This is a genomic window from Flavobacterium circumlabens, assembly GCF_004345565.1.
Lineage (GTDB): Bacteria > Bacteroidota > Bacteroidia > Flavobacteriales > Flavobacteriaceae > Flavobacterium > Flavobacterium circumlabens.
Window position 1 is genome coordinate 612,995 of the sequence record NZ_SLWA01000002.1, and the last position, 17,456, is coordinate 630,450.

At 39.5% G+C, this 17,456-nt stretch carries 12 protein-coding genes; 10 read left to right on the forward strand and 2 right to left on the reverse strand.

Annotated features, from left to right (window positions below):
- The first annotated feature begins 10 nt into the window (after positions 1-10).
- On the forward strand, positions 11-913 hold the full coding sequence (locus EV142_RS07190; protein WP_132033952.1) for an ROK family protein: 903 nt from the start codon (positions 11-13) through the stop codon (positions 911-913).
- A gap of 466 nt (positions 914-1,379) precedes the next feature.
- On the opposite strand, the gene EV142_RS07195 is transcribed toward EV142_RS07190, so the two are convergent.
- Positions 1,380-2,285, reverse strand: a complete 906-nt coding sequence (locus EV142_RS07195; RefSeq protein ID WP_132033954.1) for a DUF6268 family outer membrane beta-barrel protein — start codon at positions 2,283-2,285, stop codon at positions 1,380-1,382.
- Positions 2,286-2,430: 145 nt separating this feature from the next.
- Here EV142_RS07195 and EV142_RS07200 point away from each other — a divergent pair, with 145 nt between their 5' ends.
- The 3 genes from EV142_RS07200 (at position 2,431) to EV142_RS07210 (ending at position 5,076) form a co-directional block, all read left to right on the forward strand.
- Positions 2,431-3,459, forward strand: a complete 1,029-nt coding sequence (locus tag EV142_RS07200) for a sensor histidine kinase (RefSeq protein ID WP_132033956.1) — start codon at positions 2,431-2,433, stop codon at positions 3,457-3,459.
- A complete protein-coding gene (locus EV142_RS07205) occupies positions 3,456-4,148 on the forward strand; it encodes a LytR/AlgR family response regulator transcription factor (RefSeq protein ID WP_132033958.1) in 693 nt (230 codons plus the stop codon). The genes EV142_RS07200 and EV142_RS07205 overlap by 4 nt, the downstream gene beginning before the upstream one ends.
- A 115-nt stretch (positions 4,149-4,263) precedes the next feature.
- Positions 4,264-5,076, forward strand: coding sequence for a polysaccharide deacetylase family protein (locus EV142_RS07210; RefSeq protein WP_132033960.1), 813 nt, complete (start codon positions 4,264-4,266; stop codon positions 5,074-5,076).
- Between the two features lie 38 nt (positions 5,077-5,114).
- On the opposite strand, the gene EV142_RS07215 is transcribed toward EV142_RS07210, so the two are convergent.
- A complete protein-coding gene (locus tag EV142_RS07215) occupies positions 5,115-5,960 on the reverse strand; it encodes an AraC family transcriptional regulator (RefSeq protein ID WP_132033962.1) in 846 nt (281 codons plus the stop codon).
- Between the two features lie 179 nt (positions 5,961-6,139).
- On the opposite strand from EV142_RS07215, the gene EV142_RS07220 reads away from it, so the two are divergent.
- From EV142_RS07220 to EV142_RS07245, 6 genes are all read left to right on the forward strand, one after another.
- Positions 6,140-7,054: a dihydrodipicolinate synthase family protein gene (locus EV142_RS07220; RefSeq protein ID WP_132033964.1), complete on the forward strand. Its 915-nt coding sequence runs from the start codon at positions 6,140-6,142 to the stop codon at positions 7,052-7,054.
- Between the two features lie 68 nt (positions 7,055-7,122).
- The gene (locus EV142_RS07225) at positions 7,123-8,706 is read left to right on the forward strand and encodes an aldehyde dehydrogenase (NADP(+)) (protein WP_132033966.1); all 1,584 of its coding nucleotides are present in this window, start codon (positions 7,123-7,125) and stop codon (positions 8,704-8,706) included.
- 1 nt (position 8,707) lies between these two features.
- A complete protein-coding gene (locus tag EV142_RS07230; protein ID WP_132033968.1) occupies positions 8,708-9,718 on the forward strand; it encodes a 4-hydroxyproline epimerase in 1,011 nt (336 codons plus the stop codon).
- Between the two features lie 70 nt (positions 9,719-9,788).
- Positions 9,789-11,024 (forward strand): NAD(P)/FAD-dependent oxidoreductase, encoded by a 1,236-nt coding sequence (locus tag EV142_RS07235; protein ID WP_132033970.1) that lies wholly within the window; start codon positions 9,789-9,791, stop codon positions 11,022-11,024.
- 21 nt (positions 11,025-11,045) lie between these two features.
- Positions 11,046-13,205, forward strand: coding sequence for a S9 family peptidase (locus tag EV142_RS07240; protein ID WP_132033972.1), 2,160 nt, complete (start codon positions 11,046-11,048; stop codon positions 13,203-13,205).
- A gap of 316 nt (positions 13,206-13,521) precedes the next feature.
- The gene (locus EV142_RS07245) at positions 13,522-17,352 is read left to right on the forward strand and encodes a M43 family zinc metalloprotease (protein WP_132033974.1); all 3,831 of its coding nucleotides are present in this window, start codon (positions 13,522-13,524) and stop codon (positions 17,350-17,352) included.
- Positions 17,353-17,456 lie beyond the last annotated feature (104 nt).

Below are 17,456 nucleotides of genomic sequence, written 5' to 3' on the forward strand. Positions count from 1 at the left end.
ACAAGGAAAAATGAATATACCATATGCCATAGGGCTAGATATAGGAGGGACACATATTACGGCAGCAGTGATCAATATAAAAGAGATGAAAGTTATAGACTTCTCTCTGCACAAAGAATCTTTCGATTCTAATTTACCGGCTGACGAGGTGATGGATATATGGAAAAAAGCAATTGCTACAGCCATAGAAAATTCCAAAGTTACAGCAATGACAGGTTTGGCGGTATGCATGCCCGGCCCTTTCGATTATCAAAAAGGTATTTGCTGGATAAAAGACCAGTCCAAGTACGAACATTTTTACGGATTGAATATTCGGGACTTACTTTTAGAGCACCTGAATCACTCCACTGATTTCCCGGTACTTTTTGAAAATGATGCCGTTTGTTTTGGCAAAGGTGAAGTTTTTAAAGAGAAAGCGAATCTGGCCAAAAAAGTAATGGCCGTTACGTTAGGAACGGGTCTTGGCGCCTGTTTTATTGACAAAGGAGTATCTGTTGCTGAGGGAGAATGCGTACCAACAGACGGAGAAATTTACAACCTTCCTTATAAAGAGGGCATTGCAGAAGACTATGTTTCGGCAAGAGGCCTTTTATCGCATTACAAGGCTTTGAGCGGAACAAACCTTCATAACGGACTGGAGCTTTATAATCGGGCTATTAAAGGTGATGTTATTGCTATAAAAGTATTGGAAGAAATGGGAGAGGATCTGGCAGCAGTTGTAATTCCGTGGCTGGAAAAATTTGGCGCAGATCATTTTATTATCGGAGGAAAAATTGCCAACGCAAGTGCATTTTTTCTGCCTCTTTTCAATAAAAAAATCAAAGAAGCAAATTTGGAAGTCACCGTCTATGTTTCTACAGATAATGAGGCAGCTGCTTTGTTAGGAGCTGCCAGTATGCTTTATAAAGCTTAGATTTTTATAAATTTACGCTGGGAATAAATCTTCAAAAAAGAAAATTGTTTTTAGAATGCGCAAAGATCTAATTGACCTTTGCGTATTTTTTTTAAGAACCTCTTTTTAGAGTCTGTTATGTAGGCAGATTAGCCTGCATGAGTCAGGTAAGAAAAGTGGTGTGAAAGTTAATTTTATTTTCACATTCACAAAGAAAGTGTTTCAATACATCTGTTTCTTTTATTTTGAAACAAAAGTTTTGAAACAAAAATTGTTTCAAAACATCCATTTTTTTTATTTTGAAACAGAAAGCTTTGCAACAGAATCTATGAAACAGAAAGTGTTGCAAAACTTATTTTATTTTTCATTGTCTTTGTATTTTTTCATTCGGAATTAAGAAATGAAAGCAAACAAATAACAAAGTAAGGCTGTAATAAGAGAAATCATAGAATGATTTTTATAAGATGATTGTAAGGTTTTAAGGAAGCTAATAAAACTTATAATTAATCTGTGCTGCTGCGTAAAAGGAAGACTGAAACTGATATTGGTTTGTACTGCTGAAAAGGCTTTTCAAGGTTCGGTCTGTAAAATAAGCGGGACGCACAGCGCTGATTCCAAGCGTAATCGGAAGTGTAATTTTTTTGCCAATCCTGATTTCCGGTCTCAATCCCGTTACAATATACTGATGCGTAAAGATGACATCTTTTCCTTCTTTTTCAACAAGAGCCATTTGCCCGTTCATGTCCGCAATCAGGCTTAAAATAAAAGACTTGTTGATCTCATATCCGGCCGATGCCTGAAAACCGCTCATAAGGGAAACCTTAAAAATATACCTGCCCGGAGCATTATAATTCAGATACAGCGCAGGAAATAACATAGGATATCCAAACGTATTATTGAAAGCCAGTCCCGCACCGAGATCTAATTTCGAATTCATCTTTTTGATGAAAACGGCACCTGCATTTCCGAGTACGCTTCTGACGCCCATTTTTGAAATTTGTGTCTGGTCGGTATAAATTCCGGCACCCGCAAACAGTAACATATTCCATTTTTTGTTTAACGGACGCATGTTGAACAAAGAAAACTGCGCATTGACAATCTCAGACGGCACCATATTTTGGGTAAAATTTTTATTAGTAAGGACTGCGTAAGAGCCGGAAAGCGCCACACCCCAAACCACAGCAAGACTGTCTTTGTTTATGGTCATCGAAATAGGGATTTTAACATTTGCCTGATACACTGCTGCAGATCCTTTACTGTTTCCGAACTCATTATTGTTTTCATCACCATAGCGGGATGTTCCAAAATGTTCCGCCTGAAGGGTTATTTGTGCTTTTGTTGGTGCAGAGGCAAGCAGTAATACTAGTAAAGTAAACAATGATGTCGTTTTCATATTTTATGTTTTTAAATTTGACAGGGCAAAACTATTCTATCATTCAAAAGCTTTTTCCTGCTTTTGACTAATAGTCGTAATTTGTTGACCAATGGTCCGTGCTGCGATCGAAAATAAATTAATTTTGTAATTTCAATTTGTAGCCATGTTTACGATCAAAAAAGCAAACCTTCTTTTCTGGATTTTTTTATTTCTTATTGTTTTATTGCAACTGTCATTGTCCAGCAGTCCAAATTTTACCTTGGGTGTAGCTCTTATTCATGCCGTTGCTATTGTATTAATTTTGCGGGTACACGTCTATTTTCTGAATGTTTTAATCAAGAAATATCTCAAAACGCACGATACGGCCGGATTTATAATTTCGGCTCTATCTATTAGTTTTGCTACGTCCATCCTGCTCACTGCAGCAGGTTATTTTATTACAATTGGGCTGTTAGCGGATGCGAATCTGCTGGAAAACGAGCTCATTTCTATGTTTTGTGGTATGTTGCTGGTAAGTATCCTGATTGCGGGAATGAGTTATTCCATTGAATTGTTCAAACAAAATATAGCTTCGGAAAAAAGACATCAGGAATTAAGAAATAGTGTACTGGAAATGGAAATCGATCATTTGAGAACACAATTAAGTCCTCATTTTACCTTTAATATTCTCAATAATCTGCAATTTCTGATCCGCAAAGATCAGGATGAAGCACTCGAATTGTTATCCAGATACAGCAAGATTCTGCGTTATTATGTCTACGAATCACAAAATAAATGGATTAAACTGGACGACGAAATTGCTTTCCTCAAACATTATTTTGAATTGGAAAAAGACCGTTCGGGTGAAGAACTTGAAATTTCCTGCCAATGGGATATTCCGGAGAATACACTACTGATCATTCCTTTTCTCTTATCGACATTTGTCGAAAATGCTTTCAAACATGTTTCTTCTTTTAAAGAGAAAAAAAGTTACATACAGCTGCATGTTTTTTTAAAGGATGAAAATCAATTGTTTCTGCATATAAAAAATGCATCAGGACAGCAGGTATCAAATCCGAAAAAGGGCGGAGTTGGCTTAAAATATGTGAAGAAAAGACTGGAGCTTTCGTATAAGGATAATTACGAATTGGAATTGATTCCTGAAGTTGATTCTTACAGTGTGCGTTTAGAATTAAACCTTACTAGCGTATGAAATGTATTGTGATTGATGACGAAAGGATTGCCCGGGAAGGTTTAGAGTCCTTTATTAGTGAATTTGATTTTCTAAGCAATGCCGGCGTTTTTTCTAACGCGCATCTTGCCCTTGAAAAACTAAAGACAGAAACCGTTGACCTGATTTTTCTGGACATAGAAATGCCCTTGCTCAACGGACTGGAGTTTGCAAAACTCATTACCGATAAACCAGCGATGATTATTTTTACAACTGCCTATTCCGAATATGCATTAAAAGGATATAAAGTAAATGCCGTTGATTATTTACTAAAGCCCATTTTTTTTGAAGACTTTAAGTCAGCCGTTTTAAAGGCAAAAAAAATGTATGATTTAATGTATCAGCAGGAGTTAACTTCAAAACCCTTGTTTTTTAAAGAAAACGGTGTAACCGTAAAAGTTCGTCCCACACAAATTATGTACATTAAAAGTATGCAGAATTATATCGAAATATATACGGAGAACAATAAAAAGAGTATCATTCATCAGACTTTAAAAAGCATTGCGGATCAACTTCCTGAAGAAAATTTTTTGCAGATTCATCGTTCGTATCTTGTAAATACAAAATACATAACACAGATAGATGGTTTCAGGCTCTGCTTGAAAAATACGGTTTTACCGATTGCAAGAAATCGAAAAAGCAAGGTTATGGAGCGGTTTCTTACTTTATAATAAGAGATGGAGGACGATTAAACGGGTTCGTTCAGCAGGTTTTTTATATAAATCGTCCGGCAAGTTTATTCTTTTGGATTAATGCTTATATTTGAGAATATAATTTAAAAAAGTAATGACAAAACAGAAGTTTTTATACCTGATTTCCTTTATCACCCTTATTGTTATATCCCTTGTAGCCTTTGATGTCAGTACTGATGTTCCTGTTCCGCCCGTCGCTCCCAAAAAAAAGGAAAAACAGGAAAAGTACCAGCCGGGCGTTGTATTAACGTTTGATGATGATTATGTAGATACCTGGTATCATGCCGAAAAAGAACTGCGTCCCTACAATTGGAAAGCTACTTTTTTTATCTGCAAGTACAGTGCTTTTACAAAAGATCAAAAAGAAAAATTGCATTACCTTCAAAAAATGGGACATGATATAGCCGGACATGGTTACAATCATGAAAACGCGGTAAAATACGTGGCGCAATATGGATTGGATGCTTATGTAAAAAATGAAATCCTTCCGCTTAAGGAAGCCATGCTGAAAGACGGATTCGATATTAAGTCCTTTGCTTATCCAGATGGTGCGAGAAACAGTGCACTCGACAAAAGATTACTGAATTATTTTGATTTTATAAGAGGCACTACCTATGGAGAGCTCTATCCGAAAAGCCAGTACTGTTACTATGAGGACAATCGCGTAATCTACGGTTTAGGGATCGATGATGATTACGAGCAATTTAATCTCGAGTACTATAAAAGTCTTTTGCTGTATGCCAAAGAACATAACAAAATCGTTATATTTTACGGACATAAAACAGTCGATAACGCAGATGAAAAATTAGAAACTCCTATTGGACTCCTAAAGCAGCTTTGTGCCTTTGCAGCAGAAAACAAGCTTAAGTTTTATTCGGTAGATGATTTAAAGAACTTAAAAAATTAGTCGATTTCTCTGAGATAAACTTTAAAAGCCCATTGCTTTTAGATGTTGATTTTTCTGTATTGTAAAGGAGAAAGCTGTTTCAGTTCTTTAAACTTTCGATTGAAATTAGAGATATTATTGAATCCGCATAATTCGGCAATTTCCAGAACAGAAAGCTCTCCATTGCTGGACAGCAGTTTTGCCGCCCGCTCAATCCGGACTTCAATCAGAAATTGAAAAAAGGATTTGTTCGTCCGTACCTTAAAATACCGGCAAAAAGCATTTTTGGTCATGTTCGCTATAGAAGCAATTTCATCAAGGGTAATGTTTTGGTGAAAATTAGTCATTACATATTCAAAAACAGTCTGCATTCTTTTGCCCTCATTGTCGGTTATTTTTTTGTGATACAAATAATTGGACAAGGGCTCATTTTCAGTTGTTGAAAGCCACTTTAAAATATCCAGAAACAAAATAAAACGGGAGCAGCTGTCTGCTTTTTTCAGTTTCTTAAAATATTTGACCACTTTTTTGGGAGCGTTATGAATAATGAATCCGTTTTTACTGCTTTCCAGAAGGGGATAAATGGTTTTGAAAGTAGATAATTCAAAAAAATCTTTTCCAAAAGAAGTAAAGGTAAAAAACAGGGTTCGCATCACAGAAACTTCGTTTTCCCGGACATCACTTCTAAAAACATGAGGCAGGTTGCTTCCAATCACTAAGATATCACCTTCCTGATATTGCGAAATTGTATCGCCGGCAAAAACGGCACCTTCCCCTTTTTCGATAAAACTAATCTGAATTTCTTCGTGCTGATGTAATTTGTCGTAAAAAGATACTTCTATATCTTCTTGATAGATAAGCGGTTCTTCTCCGGATTTTGGAATTTTAAATGGAAAAACTTTCATGGGTGGGTTGGTTAGTTACAACCAAATATATTGTATTTCAGTAATAAAATGATGGTATACTAATCTGTTTTTTGTATTTAAAAGTTATATAGGGTAATATAGTATCGTTTTGAGGTAATTTTCTGTGAGACAGCTTAGTGGTTTCTCGATAATTTTGGTTGACAATAAAAAGCAATACTATGGGGATTCAATGGAATGGCGTTATGCCGGCAGTTACTACAAAATTTACTGCAGACGATAAGTTAGACTTCAATATGTTTGAGGTCAATATGAAAGCACAATTAGAGGCCGGAGTATCGGGAATTATTCTGGGAGGAACATTAGGGGAAGCCAGTACACTTTTGGAAGAAGAAAAAAGAGAATTGGTCAAACATACGGTTTCGCTTACGAATAATAAAGTTCCTGTGATTATGAATATTGCAGAACAAACCACAAGAGGGGCAATCTTAGCCGCCAACAAAGCCGAAGAAGACGGTGCCGGAGGATTAATGATGTTACCCCCAATGCGCTACAAAGCTTCCGATTATGAAACGGTAGTTTATTTTTCAGAAGTAGCCCGAAATACGTCGCTTCCGATTATGGTCTACAATAATCCGATCGATTACAAAATTGAAGTGACCTTAGACATGTTTGAGGAATTGCTGAAATACGATAACATTCAGGCCGTAAAAGAATCCACAAGAGATATTTCGAACGTGACCAGAATGATCAATCGTTTTGGAGACCGTTTAAAGATATTATCAGGCGTAGATACCCTGGCTTTAGAAAGTATATTAATGGGTTCAGATGGATGGGTTTCCGGTTTGGTTTGTGCTTTTCCGGCAGAAACCGTGGCCATTTTCAAGCTGGCAAAAGCAGGAAGAATCGCCGAAGCTCTGGCCATTTACAGATGGTTTTTGCCCTTGCTGGAACTGGATATTAATTCCTTTTTGGTACAAAATATCAAACTGGCCGAGGTCGCAACCGGAATCGGAAGCGAATATGTTCGCGCTCCGAGACTGCCGCTTCAGGGTAGTGAGCGTGAAAAAGTACTGGCCATTATAGCAGAAGGATTGCGTAACCGACCGACATTGCCGGATTATAAAAATCTATAATAATACATTCATCGGACTGGCTTTGCCTGTTTTTAAACAGCAGAGTATGCATTACTAATACAACAACTATGATTACAGGAAAAAATTATATAGGAAGTCAGCTTAAAGCAGCCGGAACCATCACCTTAAAAACGTTCAATCCGCTTTTAAATACCGAAAATCCGTGGGTTTTTACAGAAGCAACTGAGGAAGAAATAGAAGAGGCGGTTGCTTTAGCCAGTCAGGCATTTGTACGTTATAAAAAATGTTCCGGATTAGAAAAGGCTGCATTTTTAAATGCCATTGCCGATGAAATTCTGGCATTAGGAGATGAATTGTTAGTTCAATATTGTAGCGAATCCGGTTTCCCAAAAGGCCGCGCAGAAGGGGAGCGGGGCAGGATGATAGGACAGCTGCGTTCATTTGCAGAAATGCTTGTCGAGGGAAGCTGGGTTCAGGCTACAATAGATACCGCAATACCGGAGCGGCAGCCTGCCCCGAAAGAAGATTTACGTAAGATGCTGGTACCGTTAGGACCTGTTGTCGTTTTTGGGTCCAGTAATTTTCCTTTTGCCTTTTCAACCGCCGGAGGAGATACGGCTTCAGCTTTGGCTGCAGGTTGTCCTGTTATTGTAAAAAGCCATTCGATGCATATCGGAACTGGTGAACTGGTGGCCTCGGCCATTATAAAAGCCGCACAAAAAACAAATATGCCCGAAGGCGTCTTTTCAAATCTTGCAGGGGGAGGAAGAACGCTGGGTGCCAGTCTGGTCAAACATCCCTTAGTAAAAGCGGTAGGTTTTACAGGCAGTATCAGCGGAGGACGTGCTTTATGTGACCTAGCAGCACAGCGTCCTGAACCAATCCCGGTTTTCGCCGAAATGGGAAGTGTAAACCCGGTTGTTCTGCTGCCCGATGCCTTGAAAGAAAACAGTCAAAAATGGGCGGCTGCTTATGCAGGTTCAATTACTTTGGGGGCAGGTCAGTTTTGTACCAATCCCGGTTTATTATTAGCGGTAAAAGGAGCGGCCTTAAATGAGTTTGCAGAAGAATTAACCACAGCAATCGAAAATACTCAGCCTTCCTGTATGCTGCATGCTTCCATGCAGGCTGATTTTGAAGAGGGTATCCTAAAAAGAGAAGCACAAAAAGGAGTTTCGAGAGTAGCGCAATTTAAAGGAGAAGTGCCTCCCAACCATGGCAGAGCCACTATTCTGAAAGTGAGTGGGGAAGAATTCCTGAAAAATAAAGTACTAAGCCAGGAGGTTTTTGGTCCATTTTCAATCCTCGTAGAATGTGATAATGAGGCCGAATTAGTTCAAGTAATTAATACCTTGGAAGGACAATTAACAGGAACCATTATCGGTGCCGAAAATGAATTGCAACACCATCAGGACATTATTTTTGCTTTGCAGAAACGGGTAGGAAGATTGATTTTTAATGGTGTTCCAACCGGTGTAGAGGTATGCGCTGCTATGTTGCACGGCGGCCCCTATCCGGCATCATCAGATTCGAGATTTACTGCGGTGGGAACACACGCCGTTTACAGATGGGTGCGTCCGCTGAGTTATCAGAACTGGCCGGATGATTTGCTGCCGGCTGAATTGCAAAATGAAAATCCAATGCAAATTCTGCGTACAATAGATCATAAACTAACACGATCCAAAATATAAAATGCTAAAGAAAACTTTTTTTTGTGTAGACGCACACACCTGCGGAAATCCCGTAAGAGTGGTTGCCGGAGGAGGGCCCAATTTACTGGGTGATTCCATGAGTGAAAAACGCCAGCATTTCCTGAAAGAATTTGACTGGATCAGAAAAGGTCTTATGTTCGAACCTCGCGGCCATGACATGATGAGTGGCAGTATCTTGTATCCGCCCAGTAATCCGGACAATGATTTTGGGATTTTATTCATCGAAACTTCTGGCTGTCTGCCGATGTGCGGTCACGGAACCATCGGCACCATAACCATTGCAATCGAAGAAGGACTCGTTATTCCTAAAACGCCCGGTAAAATCAAAATGGAAGCTCCGGCTGGTTTAGTACAAATTGAGTATCAGCAGACAGGCACTAAAGTCGATTGGGTACGTCTGACCAACGTCAAATCTTATCTGGCGGCAGAAGGATTAACCATTCAGTGCCCGGAACTCGGAGAAATTATTTTTGATGTGGCGTACGGAGGAAATTATTACGCCATTGTAGATCCGCAGGATCATTTTTCCGGTGTTCAGGATTTCACCGCAGGTAAAATTATCCAGTACAGTCAGGAATTACGCAACCGGATCAATGAGGAATATCCCAATTGTTTTATTCATCCTGAAAACAATACGATCAGGGATGTGACCCATATGTTATGGACCGGACATCCTATTGATCCGAAATCATCTGGCAGGAATGCTGTTTTTTATGGAGACAAAGCCATAGACCGTTCGCCTTGCGGTACAGGAACTTCTGCAAGAATGGCGCAATTGCATGCAAAAGGAAAGCTGAAAGCAGGAGAGGAATTTATTCACGAAAGTTATATAGGAAGTAAATTTATTGGAAAAGTAGTCGAAGAAACAAGTATCGGAGACATTCCGGCCATTGTTCCCAGTATTCAGGGCTGGGCAAAAGTATATGGCTACAACAACATCATTATTGATGAAAGTGATGATCCTTACGCATTTGGATTTCAGGTACTTTAAAAATTCGAAAAAATAGTTGGCGATTGATAAAGGTACTAAGTCTTGTCAATGAACTTTTAATTAAAAATGTATGAAAAAAGTAGGGATTGTTGGCGGTGGAATTATTGGCTTGTGTTCTGCTTATTATCTGGACAAAGAAGGTTACGAAGTAAGTATTTTCGATGAATCGCCCATGGATAACGGCTGTTCGTACGGAAATGCCGGAATGATTGTGCCTTCACATATTATACCTTTGGCACAACCCGGAATGATCGCGCAGGGCATGAGATGGATGTTTGACAGCCAGAGTCCGTTTTATGTAAAACCGCGTCTCAATACCGATTTATTAAAATGGGGCTGGCAATTTTATAAACACGCCAACAGAAATCACGTAGAGAAAGCAATGCCGGCTTTACGTAATCTTTCGATGTTGAGTAAAGAGTTATATCAGGATTTTGCAAGAGAAAACAATTCCTTTTTTTACGAGGAAAAAGGACTTTTAATGCTTTATAAAAGTGATAAGGTAGCAGAAGAAATGTACCACGAAGGCAAAGAAGCAGAACGATTGGGTCTTGAAGTCGATTATCTTTCTAAAACAGCCGTTGCAGCTTTGGAAACAGGAACCAAAACCGATGTTATTGGCGGTGTTCATTATAAAAGTGATGCCCATTTGTACCCGCAAAAATTCATGAAGTTTATCAAAGGAGAATTAATTCGTTTAAAAGTGGAAATCCATTCCTGTACTACGGTTAAGGATTTTCATTTCGAAGGAAATAAAATTGCTAAAATAGCAACGGATAAAGGCACTTTTGCAACCGATGAAGTAGTATTGGCGGCGGGTTCGTGGAGTCCTTCATTAGCAAAAAAGCTAAATATCTCCCTCTCGATTTTACCCGGAAAAGGGTATAGTTTTACACTAAAAAACAAAAATCAAAAGCCGGCAATTCCATCGATTTTATGCGAAGGAAAAGTAGCGGTAACGCCTATGAACAATGACATTCATTTTGGCGTAACTATGGAAATAACGCATACCGCAGATACCAAAATAAATACAAACAGGCTTCAGGGAATCGTAACTACCATTAATGATTTTTATCCCGAAATGCAGATTGAAATGCCAAAAACAGCAGATACCTGGTTCGGATTCAGGCCTTGTACACCATCCGGAATGCCGATTATTACAAGAGATAAAAAAATTGTAAATTTGACACTGGCTACAGGACATGCCATGATGGGATTAAGTCTGGCACCGGCAACCGGTAAAATTGTAACGGAGATTATCGTTGGTAAAACAACTTCTGTAGATACAAAAATGTTTCAACTGTAATTAAGAATAAAAACCACTACTATGAAAAAGTATTTACTACTGTTACTCTTTGTTTGTTCCTCTGTTTTTGCGCAGCATGATATCGACATCAATAGTCTGAACTGGTTACCCGATTCCCATTCGTTTTGGGTCAATAAAAGTAACACTATAGAAGTGTATGATGTGGACAAATTAGACAAGCACGCCACAATTCTGACGCAGCAGCAGTTGTCTGAATCCGGCTTTAATGGAGAAATTGAAGATTTGGTCTGGAATACCAATAAAACAAAAGTACTGTTGTATACGAATTCAAAAAAAGTTTGGAGAGCCAATACAAAAGGAGATTACTGGTTTTTTGATTTAGCAACGGGAAAAGGAAAACAATTAGGAAAAAACCTGGATGCGTCTTCATTGATGTTTGCGAAATTTTCAGGGGATAGTGAAAATGTAGCCTATGTTTCCAATCATAATATTTACCTTGAAAATATAAAGACGGGAAAAATAACACCGCTGACCACAGATGGAACCGATAAAATTATCAACGGAACATTTGACTGGGTGTATGAAGAAGAACTGGCAGCCCGAGACGGATTCAGATGGAGCCCTGACGGCAAGAGTATTGCTTTCTGGCGCGTAGATGCATCGGAAACCAAATTTCATTTCATGATTAATAATACCGATTCTTTGTATCCGGTTGTCGTTCCGGTTGAATACCCAAAAGCAGGAGAGAAACCTTCGTCGGTTAAAATCGGTGTAATTGATATCGCTTCTTTACAGACCAATTGGCTGAATATTCCAGGAGAACCGGATAACAATTATTTAGTGCGAATGAAATGGCTGACAAACCAGTCGGTTATGGTGATTCAGTTAAACCGCAATCAAAATCAGGTTGCCTTTTACAATTGCGATACCAAATCAGGTGCCGCTAAGGTAATTTATAAAGAAGAATCTGCAGCATGGATCGATGTTTTTGATATTTCCTCCGGTCAATACGATGGCTTCCCTTGTCATTTTGTAGAGAATGGAAAATCCTTTTTATGGAGTTCTGATGCAGATGGCTGGATGCATATTTATAAAATCAGCAGTGATGGTAAATCAAAAGAATTAATTACGACCGCTAATTTTGATGCTTATTTTCAGGCCTACAACGATAAGACCAAAACAATTTATTTTAAAGCAAGTCCAACAGATGCGACACAACGTTATTTGTACGAAACCAATCTAAATTCAAAAAAGACCAAAAAAGTAACGCCGGATCTGTTTGACGGTACCAACGAATATAGTTTCTCCACAGATGCGATGTATGCAAAACACACCAATTCCAATATCAACAGAGACTACAATACACGATTAATTGCATTAGCTGGACATAAAAAAATACTACCGCAGGAAGCCGATTCCTTTCAGGCACCTCAGCGTGATTACACTATGGAGAAATTCAAAGTAACCACAGTAGACGGAATAGAGATGGATGGAATAATGGCGAAACCATTGGATTTTGATCCTTCAAAAAAATATCCGGTATTCTTTTATGTGTATGGAGAGCCAATGGCATCAGTCGCCAATGATGAACCTTATTTTTACCCGTTTATCGGCCGGGTAATTCCGGAGGGATATATCGGAATAGCGATGGATAACAGAGGAACCCCTGTAATGAAAGGAACGAAATGGAGAAAGTCAATTTATAAAAACATCGGAATTATAAACACCCGTGATCAGGCCATGGCAGCCAAAGAAATTCTAAAATGGAAATTCGTGGATTCCGACCGAATAGCCGTTCACGGCTGGAGCGGTGGTGGAGCAGTAACTTTAAACCTGATGTTTCAGTATCCTGATATCTACAAAACAGGTATCGCAATTTCAGCCGTTACAGACCAGCATTTTTACGATAATATTTATACAGAACGTTATATGGGTATTCCGAGTGAGAATGAAGCCACTTATATTCAGGCCTCTCCTGTAACCCATGCCAAAAACTTAAAAGGAAACCTGTTGTACATTCACGGTACAGGCGATGACAACGTACATTATAAAAATGCCGAGGTACTGATAAACGAACTGATTAAATACGATAAAATGTTTGACCTGATGATTTACCCAAATCGCTCGCACAATATTGATGAGGGTGAAGGAACAAGTAAGCATTTACTGGATACCTTTGTGAGGTTTATTGAAAAGAATTGTCCTGCCGGAGGGAAGTAGTTTTTTAGTCGCAGTCTCAGTTTTTAGTCTCAGTCTCAGTCTTGAGTCTTCAGTCTTGAGTCTCAGTCTTGAGTCTCAGTATTCAGTTTTCAGTGTCACTCTGAGCGAAGTCGAAACGCGTTTCTACTGTAAAGTTTAGGTTTCAGTTTTCAAGTGAGACTGAAAACTGCGACTGCGACTGTTCTTACAACTGCGACTTTCCTCGCGACTGAAGACTAAAAAAAGCTAATTATATACCAATTCTTACTAAAATAGTATCAGAAAGAAAGAATCTGTAGGGTTAAATTTGGTTATTACTAATTAAAACCAAAAAACCATGAAATTAAAACTACTACTGTTCTTTCTGATTTTCAGTGTATTGAAAGTTAGTGCTCAGGGCTTGCCTTGTCGGACAACCGAAGAAAATGCAAAAGTGTACCGGAATCATCCGGCTTCGCTTCAGGAGAAAAAAGACTTTGATGTATTTAGCAAAAAGTTTGCTTTACAGCGAAAAAACAAAACCTCAAAAGAAGCCGCTGTTACCTATACCATTCCGGTGGTATTCCATATTTATAGAGACGTTCAAAGCGGTAAAACCGTTACCTATGAAAAAATTGTAAATCATCTGGCACAACTCAACGATGATTTCAACGGAAGAAATGCCGATTTTCAGACTGTCGAATCTTTTTTTCAGCCCCGAAGAGGAACTATAAATGTGGAATTCAAACTGGCGAAAAAAGATCCTAATGGAGGCTGTACTTCAGGGGTTATCTTTCATCCCGCCAAAAACGGTTACGGAAATGGCGGGGGGTATGATGATCAGATTGCAGCCGATGCCTGGGACAATACCAAATACATGAATGTTTACATTCAGAATGATTTGTATAATGATGGTGCCACCAATAACTCCGGAGTGGCCTGGTATCCCAATTCCGATATGACGGCAAGTAATACGGCCCGTGTGGTGTTTAATGGCGCTTACCTGTATGACAACTCCTATAGCAAGGAATTCTCCGCAACCTTAACGCATGAGTTTGGTCACTTCCTAAATTTAATTCACACTTTTGAAGGAGGCTGCTCCGGAACCGATGAAGTTGATGATACTCCGGCAGAAGACGCAAAGCATACTTTGGCTTGTACACCCGGTACTAATTGTAGCGGAGATAAAGTGAATTTTGAAAATTATATGGGATATAATGGCGCTCAGGGCTGTTATAAAATGTATACCCAGGGTCAGATCAGCAGAATGCTCGCTGCTTTAGAGCACCCTGCCCGTAAATCGTTATGGCAGGCTCAAAATCTGATCGATACGGGTGTGAACTTAGCAGGAAGTGCTTTGCTGGCTTCGGTAGCATCCTTTAAAGAAGCATTGATAAATGATGGTTCTTTTAGTACTTCATCAACAGTAACCCTAAGCGGTACCAAAAATTTTGCACTTAGTTCCGGAACACTCACTTCAGGGACACATTTCACGCATACTTTTCCGGCAGGAATAACACCTGTTCTGACCGTAAATTCAAACAAGCAGATTACAATAACCCTTACAGGAAAAGCAACCAGTCACGCTTTGGCAAATAATGCTTCAGGCGGAATTACTTTTTTACCGGCCGCTTTTGTAGGCGGAATTGCTGATTTATCGTGTACGGCACTGTTCTTTAATTTTAGATTTTCAGATCCGTACGGAATCTTTTTTGTCGATATGCCGGATGTTACCGTTTCATCGGATCTGACATGGAAATACTTTGAAATTGCCAAAGGAGACGATCCTGCCTTTGGAGGCTGGAGATTTGATGCCAATGCTTTGAAAATCGAAACCTATGCTAAAAGAATGGTATGCGAAAACGGTACCAAAAATATAACATTGCTGGCATCGAATACAGCAGTTGGACCTGTAAGCAATATGACTGTGCCGGGAGCATTCCCTAATCAGCTGGATCTGCGAACAGCAGCTTACACTGCATGGGACGGAAAAACCGGTTATGCAGGTTTTGATTATCTAATTGATGGTTTAACGTGTTACGGCTGGTTTAAAATTACCGTCAATGCCAACGGAGATGGATATACGATCTCTGAATACGCCTATAACACCCAGCCGAATACTCCGATTTATACCGGAATGACCGCTAAAACGGCTGTAGTTTTATCCGAAGGAACCTTATATGAATCGGAAGCAAATGATGGTAATATAACCACAAGCACTACAATTACCTTGTCCACCAATAATGGAACATTTACCAAAAGTAGTGGAACCTGGACCGAAGGAACACATTATACCATAACGGGAGTTCCGGCGGGCTTAACAGCGACTCTTAGCCTTCAGGGAACTAGTAAAACAGTCGTTACTTTTACCGGAAAGGCCAATGCCCACCTTCCTGCTAACGACGCGGCTGTTGTGATTACTTTTAAAGATGCTGCCATTACAGGCGGAATTGCGACGCTGGACAATGCTTCCAAAACAATCAACCTGAAATTTGATGCACCCTACGGTATATTTTATGTCAATAATACCGATTATGTAGCATCGGCAGCAGCCACCTGGCAATTTTTCAGCTTAGGAATAGGTGATAATACCGACTACGGTGCCTGGCAATTTGCAGCAGCTGCTTTGAAAATGGAAACCTATGGCAAAAGATTAGTTGGGGAAACAGGTACCAGAAACATTTCATTTATCCCTGAAGGAACTATTATCGGAGCATCCAATACTTTTGTAGCGCCCGGAAGTGCCTATCCGGATCAATTGGATTTAAGAACTCCCGCTTATACAGCCTGGGATAATAAAACAGGATACGTCGGTTTTGAATATAAAAGCAGAGGACGTACTTGTTACGGATGGATGCACGTAAAAGTAGAAGCTGGCGGAACAGGATATACCGTTTTGGATTTTGGCTATAACACCAAACCCAACGAATCCATTAAAGCCGGAATACAAAATACAACTACCGTTCCGGCACCTTCCAATTTAACAGCAACGGCAGCAAATTTAGAAGTGCAGCTCAGCTGGGTGAATAATGCAACTAATGCCACCAGTATAGTGATCGAAAGAGCCGGATCAGATGCTGTTTTTGCCGAAATTGCGACTTTAGCCCCTACGGCAACTACGTATACGAATTCCGCTTTAACGGCAGGCAGCACCTACCAATATAAGATCAGGGCAAAAGCGGCAGCTGTTTATTCGGAATATTCGAATGTCGTTTCGGCTGTTATTCCAAACACGGCTTTGTGTACGGTTCAGGCCGCAAACGGTTATGAATTTATTAATGCGGTAACGGTAGGAAGTTTTACCCATACTTCCGGAAAAGATACCTCCGGTTATACCGATTATACTTCAAAAGTAATTACGCTGACTCCGAATACCAGTATAAATATCAGTTTAGTTCCCGGTTTTACGGGTTCTTCCTATACGGAATACTGGGGCGTTTGGATTGATTACAACAAAAACAATCAGTTTGAAGCAACTGAAAAAGTGATTGATGGCCTTTCATCGAAAACTGCAGTAACAGGAAGTTTTACACCAATCAACTTTACCGGAACTACCCGTATGCGCGTCGTAATGAAATACAATGCAAATCCAACAACAGCCTGCGGTAATCTGGGGGACGGGGAAGTAGAAGATTATACGGTTACGGCAGGGGTAACAAATCCTGTAACTTTGCCAACACCAATCAATCTTTCCAATGCAGGGGTTTATGCATCAGGCTTTTATGCTTCCTGGGCGACCATGCCTGAAGCGGCATCCTATGAAGTACAATTAAATAATTCAGGCTGGACAACAGTCGGCACTTCGGCAACCTACTATTTATGGATTCCGAAACAGGGTACACAAACTGTTTATGAATTCAGGGTAAGAGCCAAAAACGGAACAGCAGTGAGCGAATGGAGTGCTTCCCATACCATCGATCTGCAGTCCGGTAATCTGGGACTATCAGCAATAGATGAGGTTAAATCATTTGCCATGTATCCAAATCCGGCTTCTGATATAGTCAACTTTAATTTTGGCAGTCTTGATATTTCCAAAGTCAGAATAATGATTTACGACAGCACAGGGAATGTCGTTGGTGCAATGGACAATAACACTTCCTTCTCCGTAAATTCCCTAAGAAAAGGAGTCTATATGGTAATTGCCACAGACGGAAATTCTACAGAAAAGAAAAAGTTGTTAGTAGAATAATTCATTTGTTAGTTAAAAGTAAAAGAGACTGTTCCATAAGTTGGGCAGTCTCTTTTTTTTAGTTTGCAGTCACAGTCTCAAATTACGCAACAGTTTAAACCTGA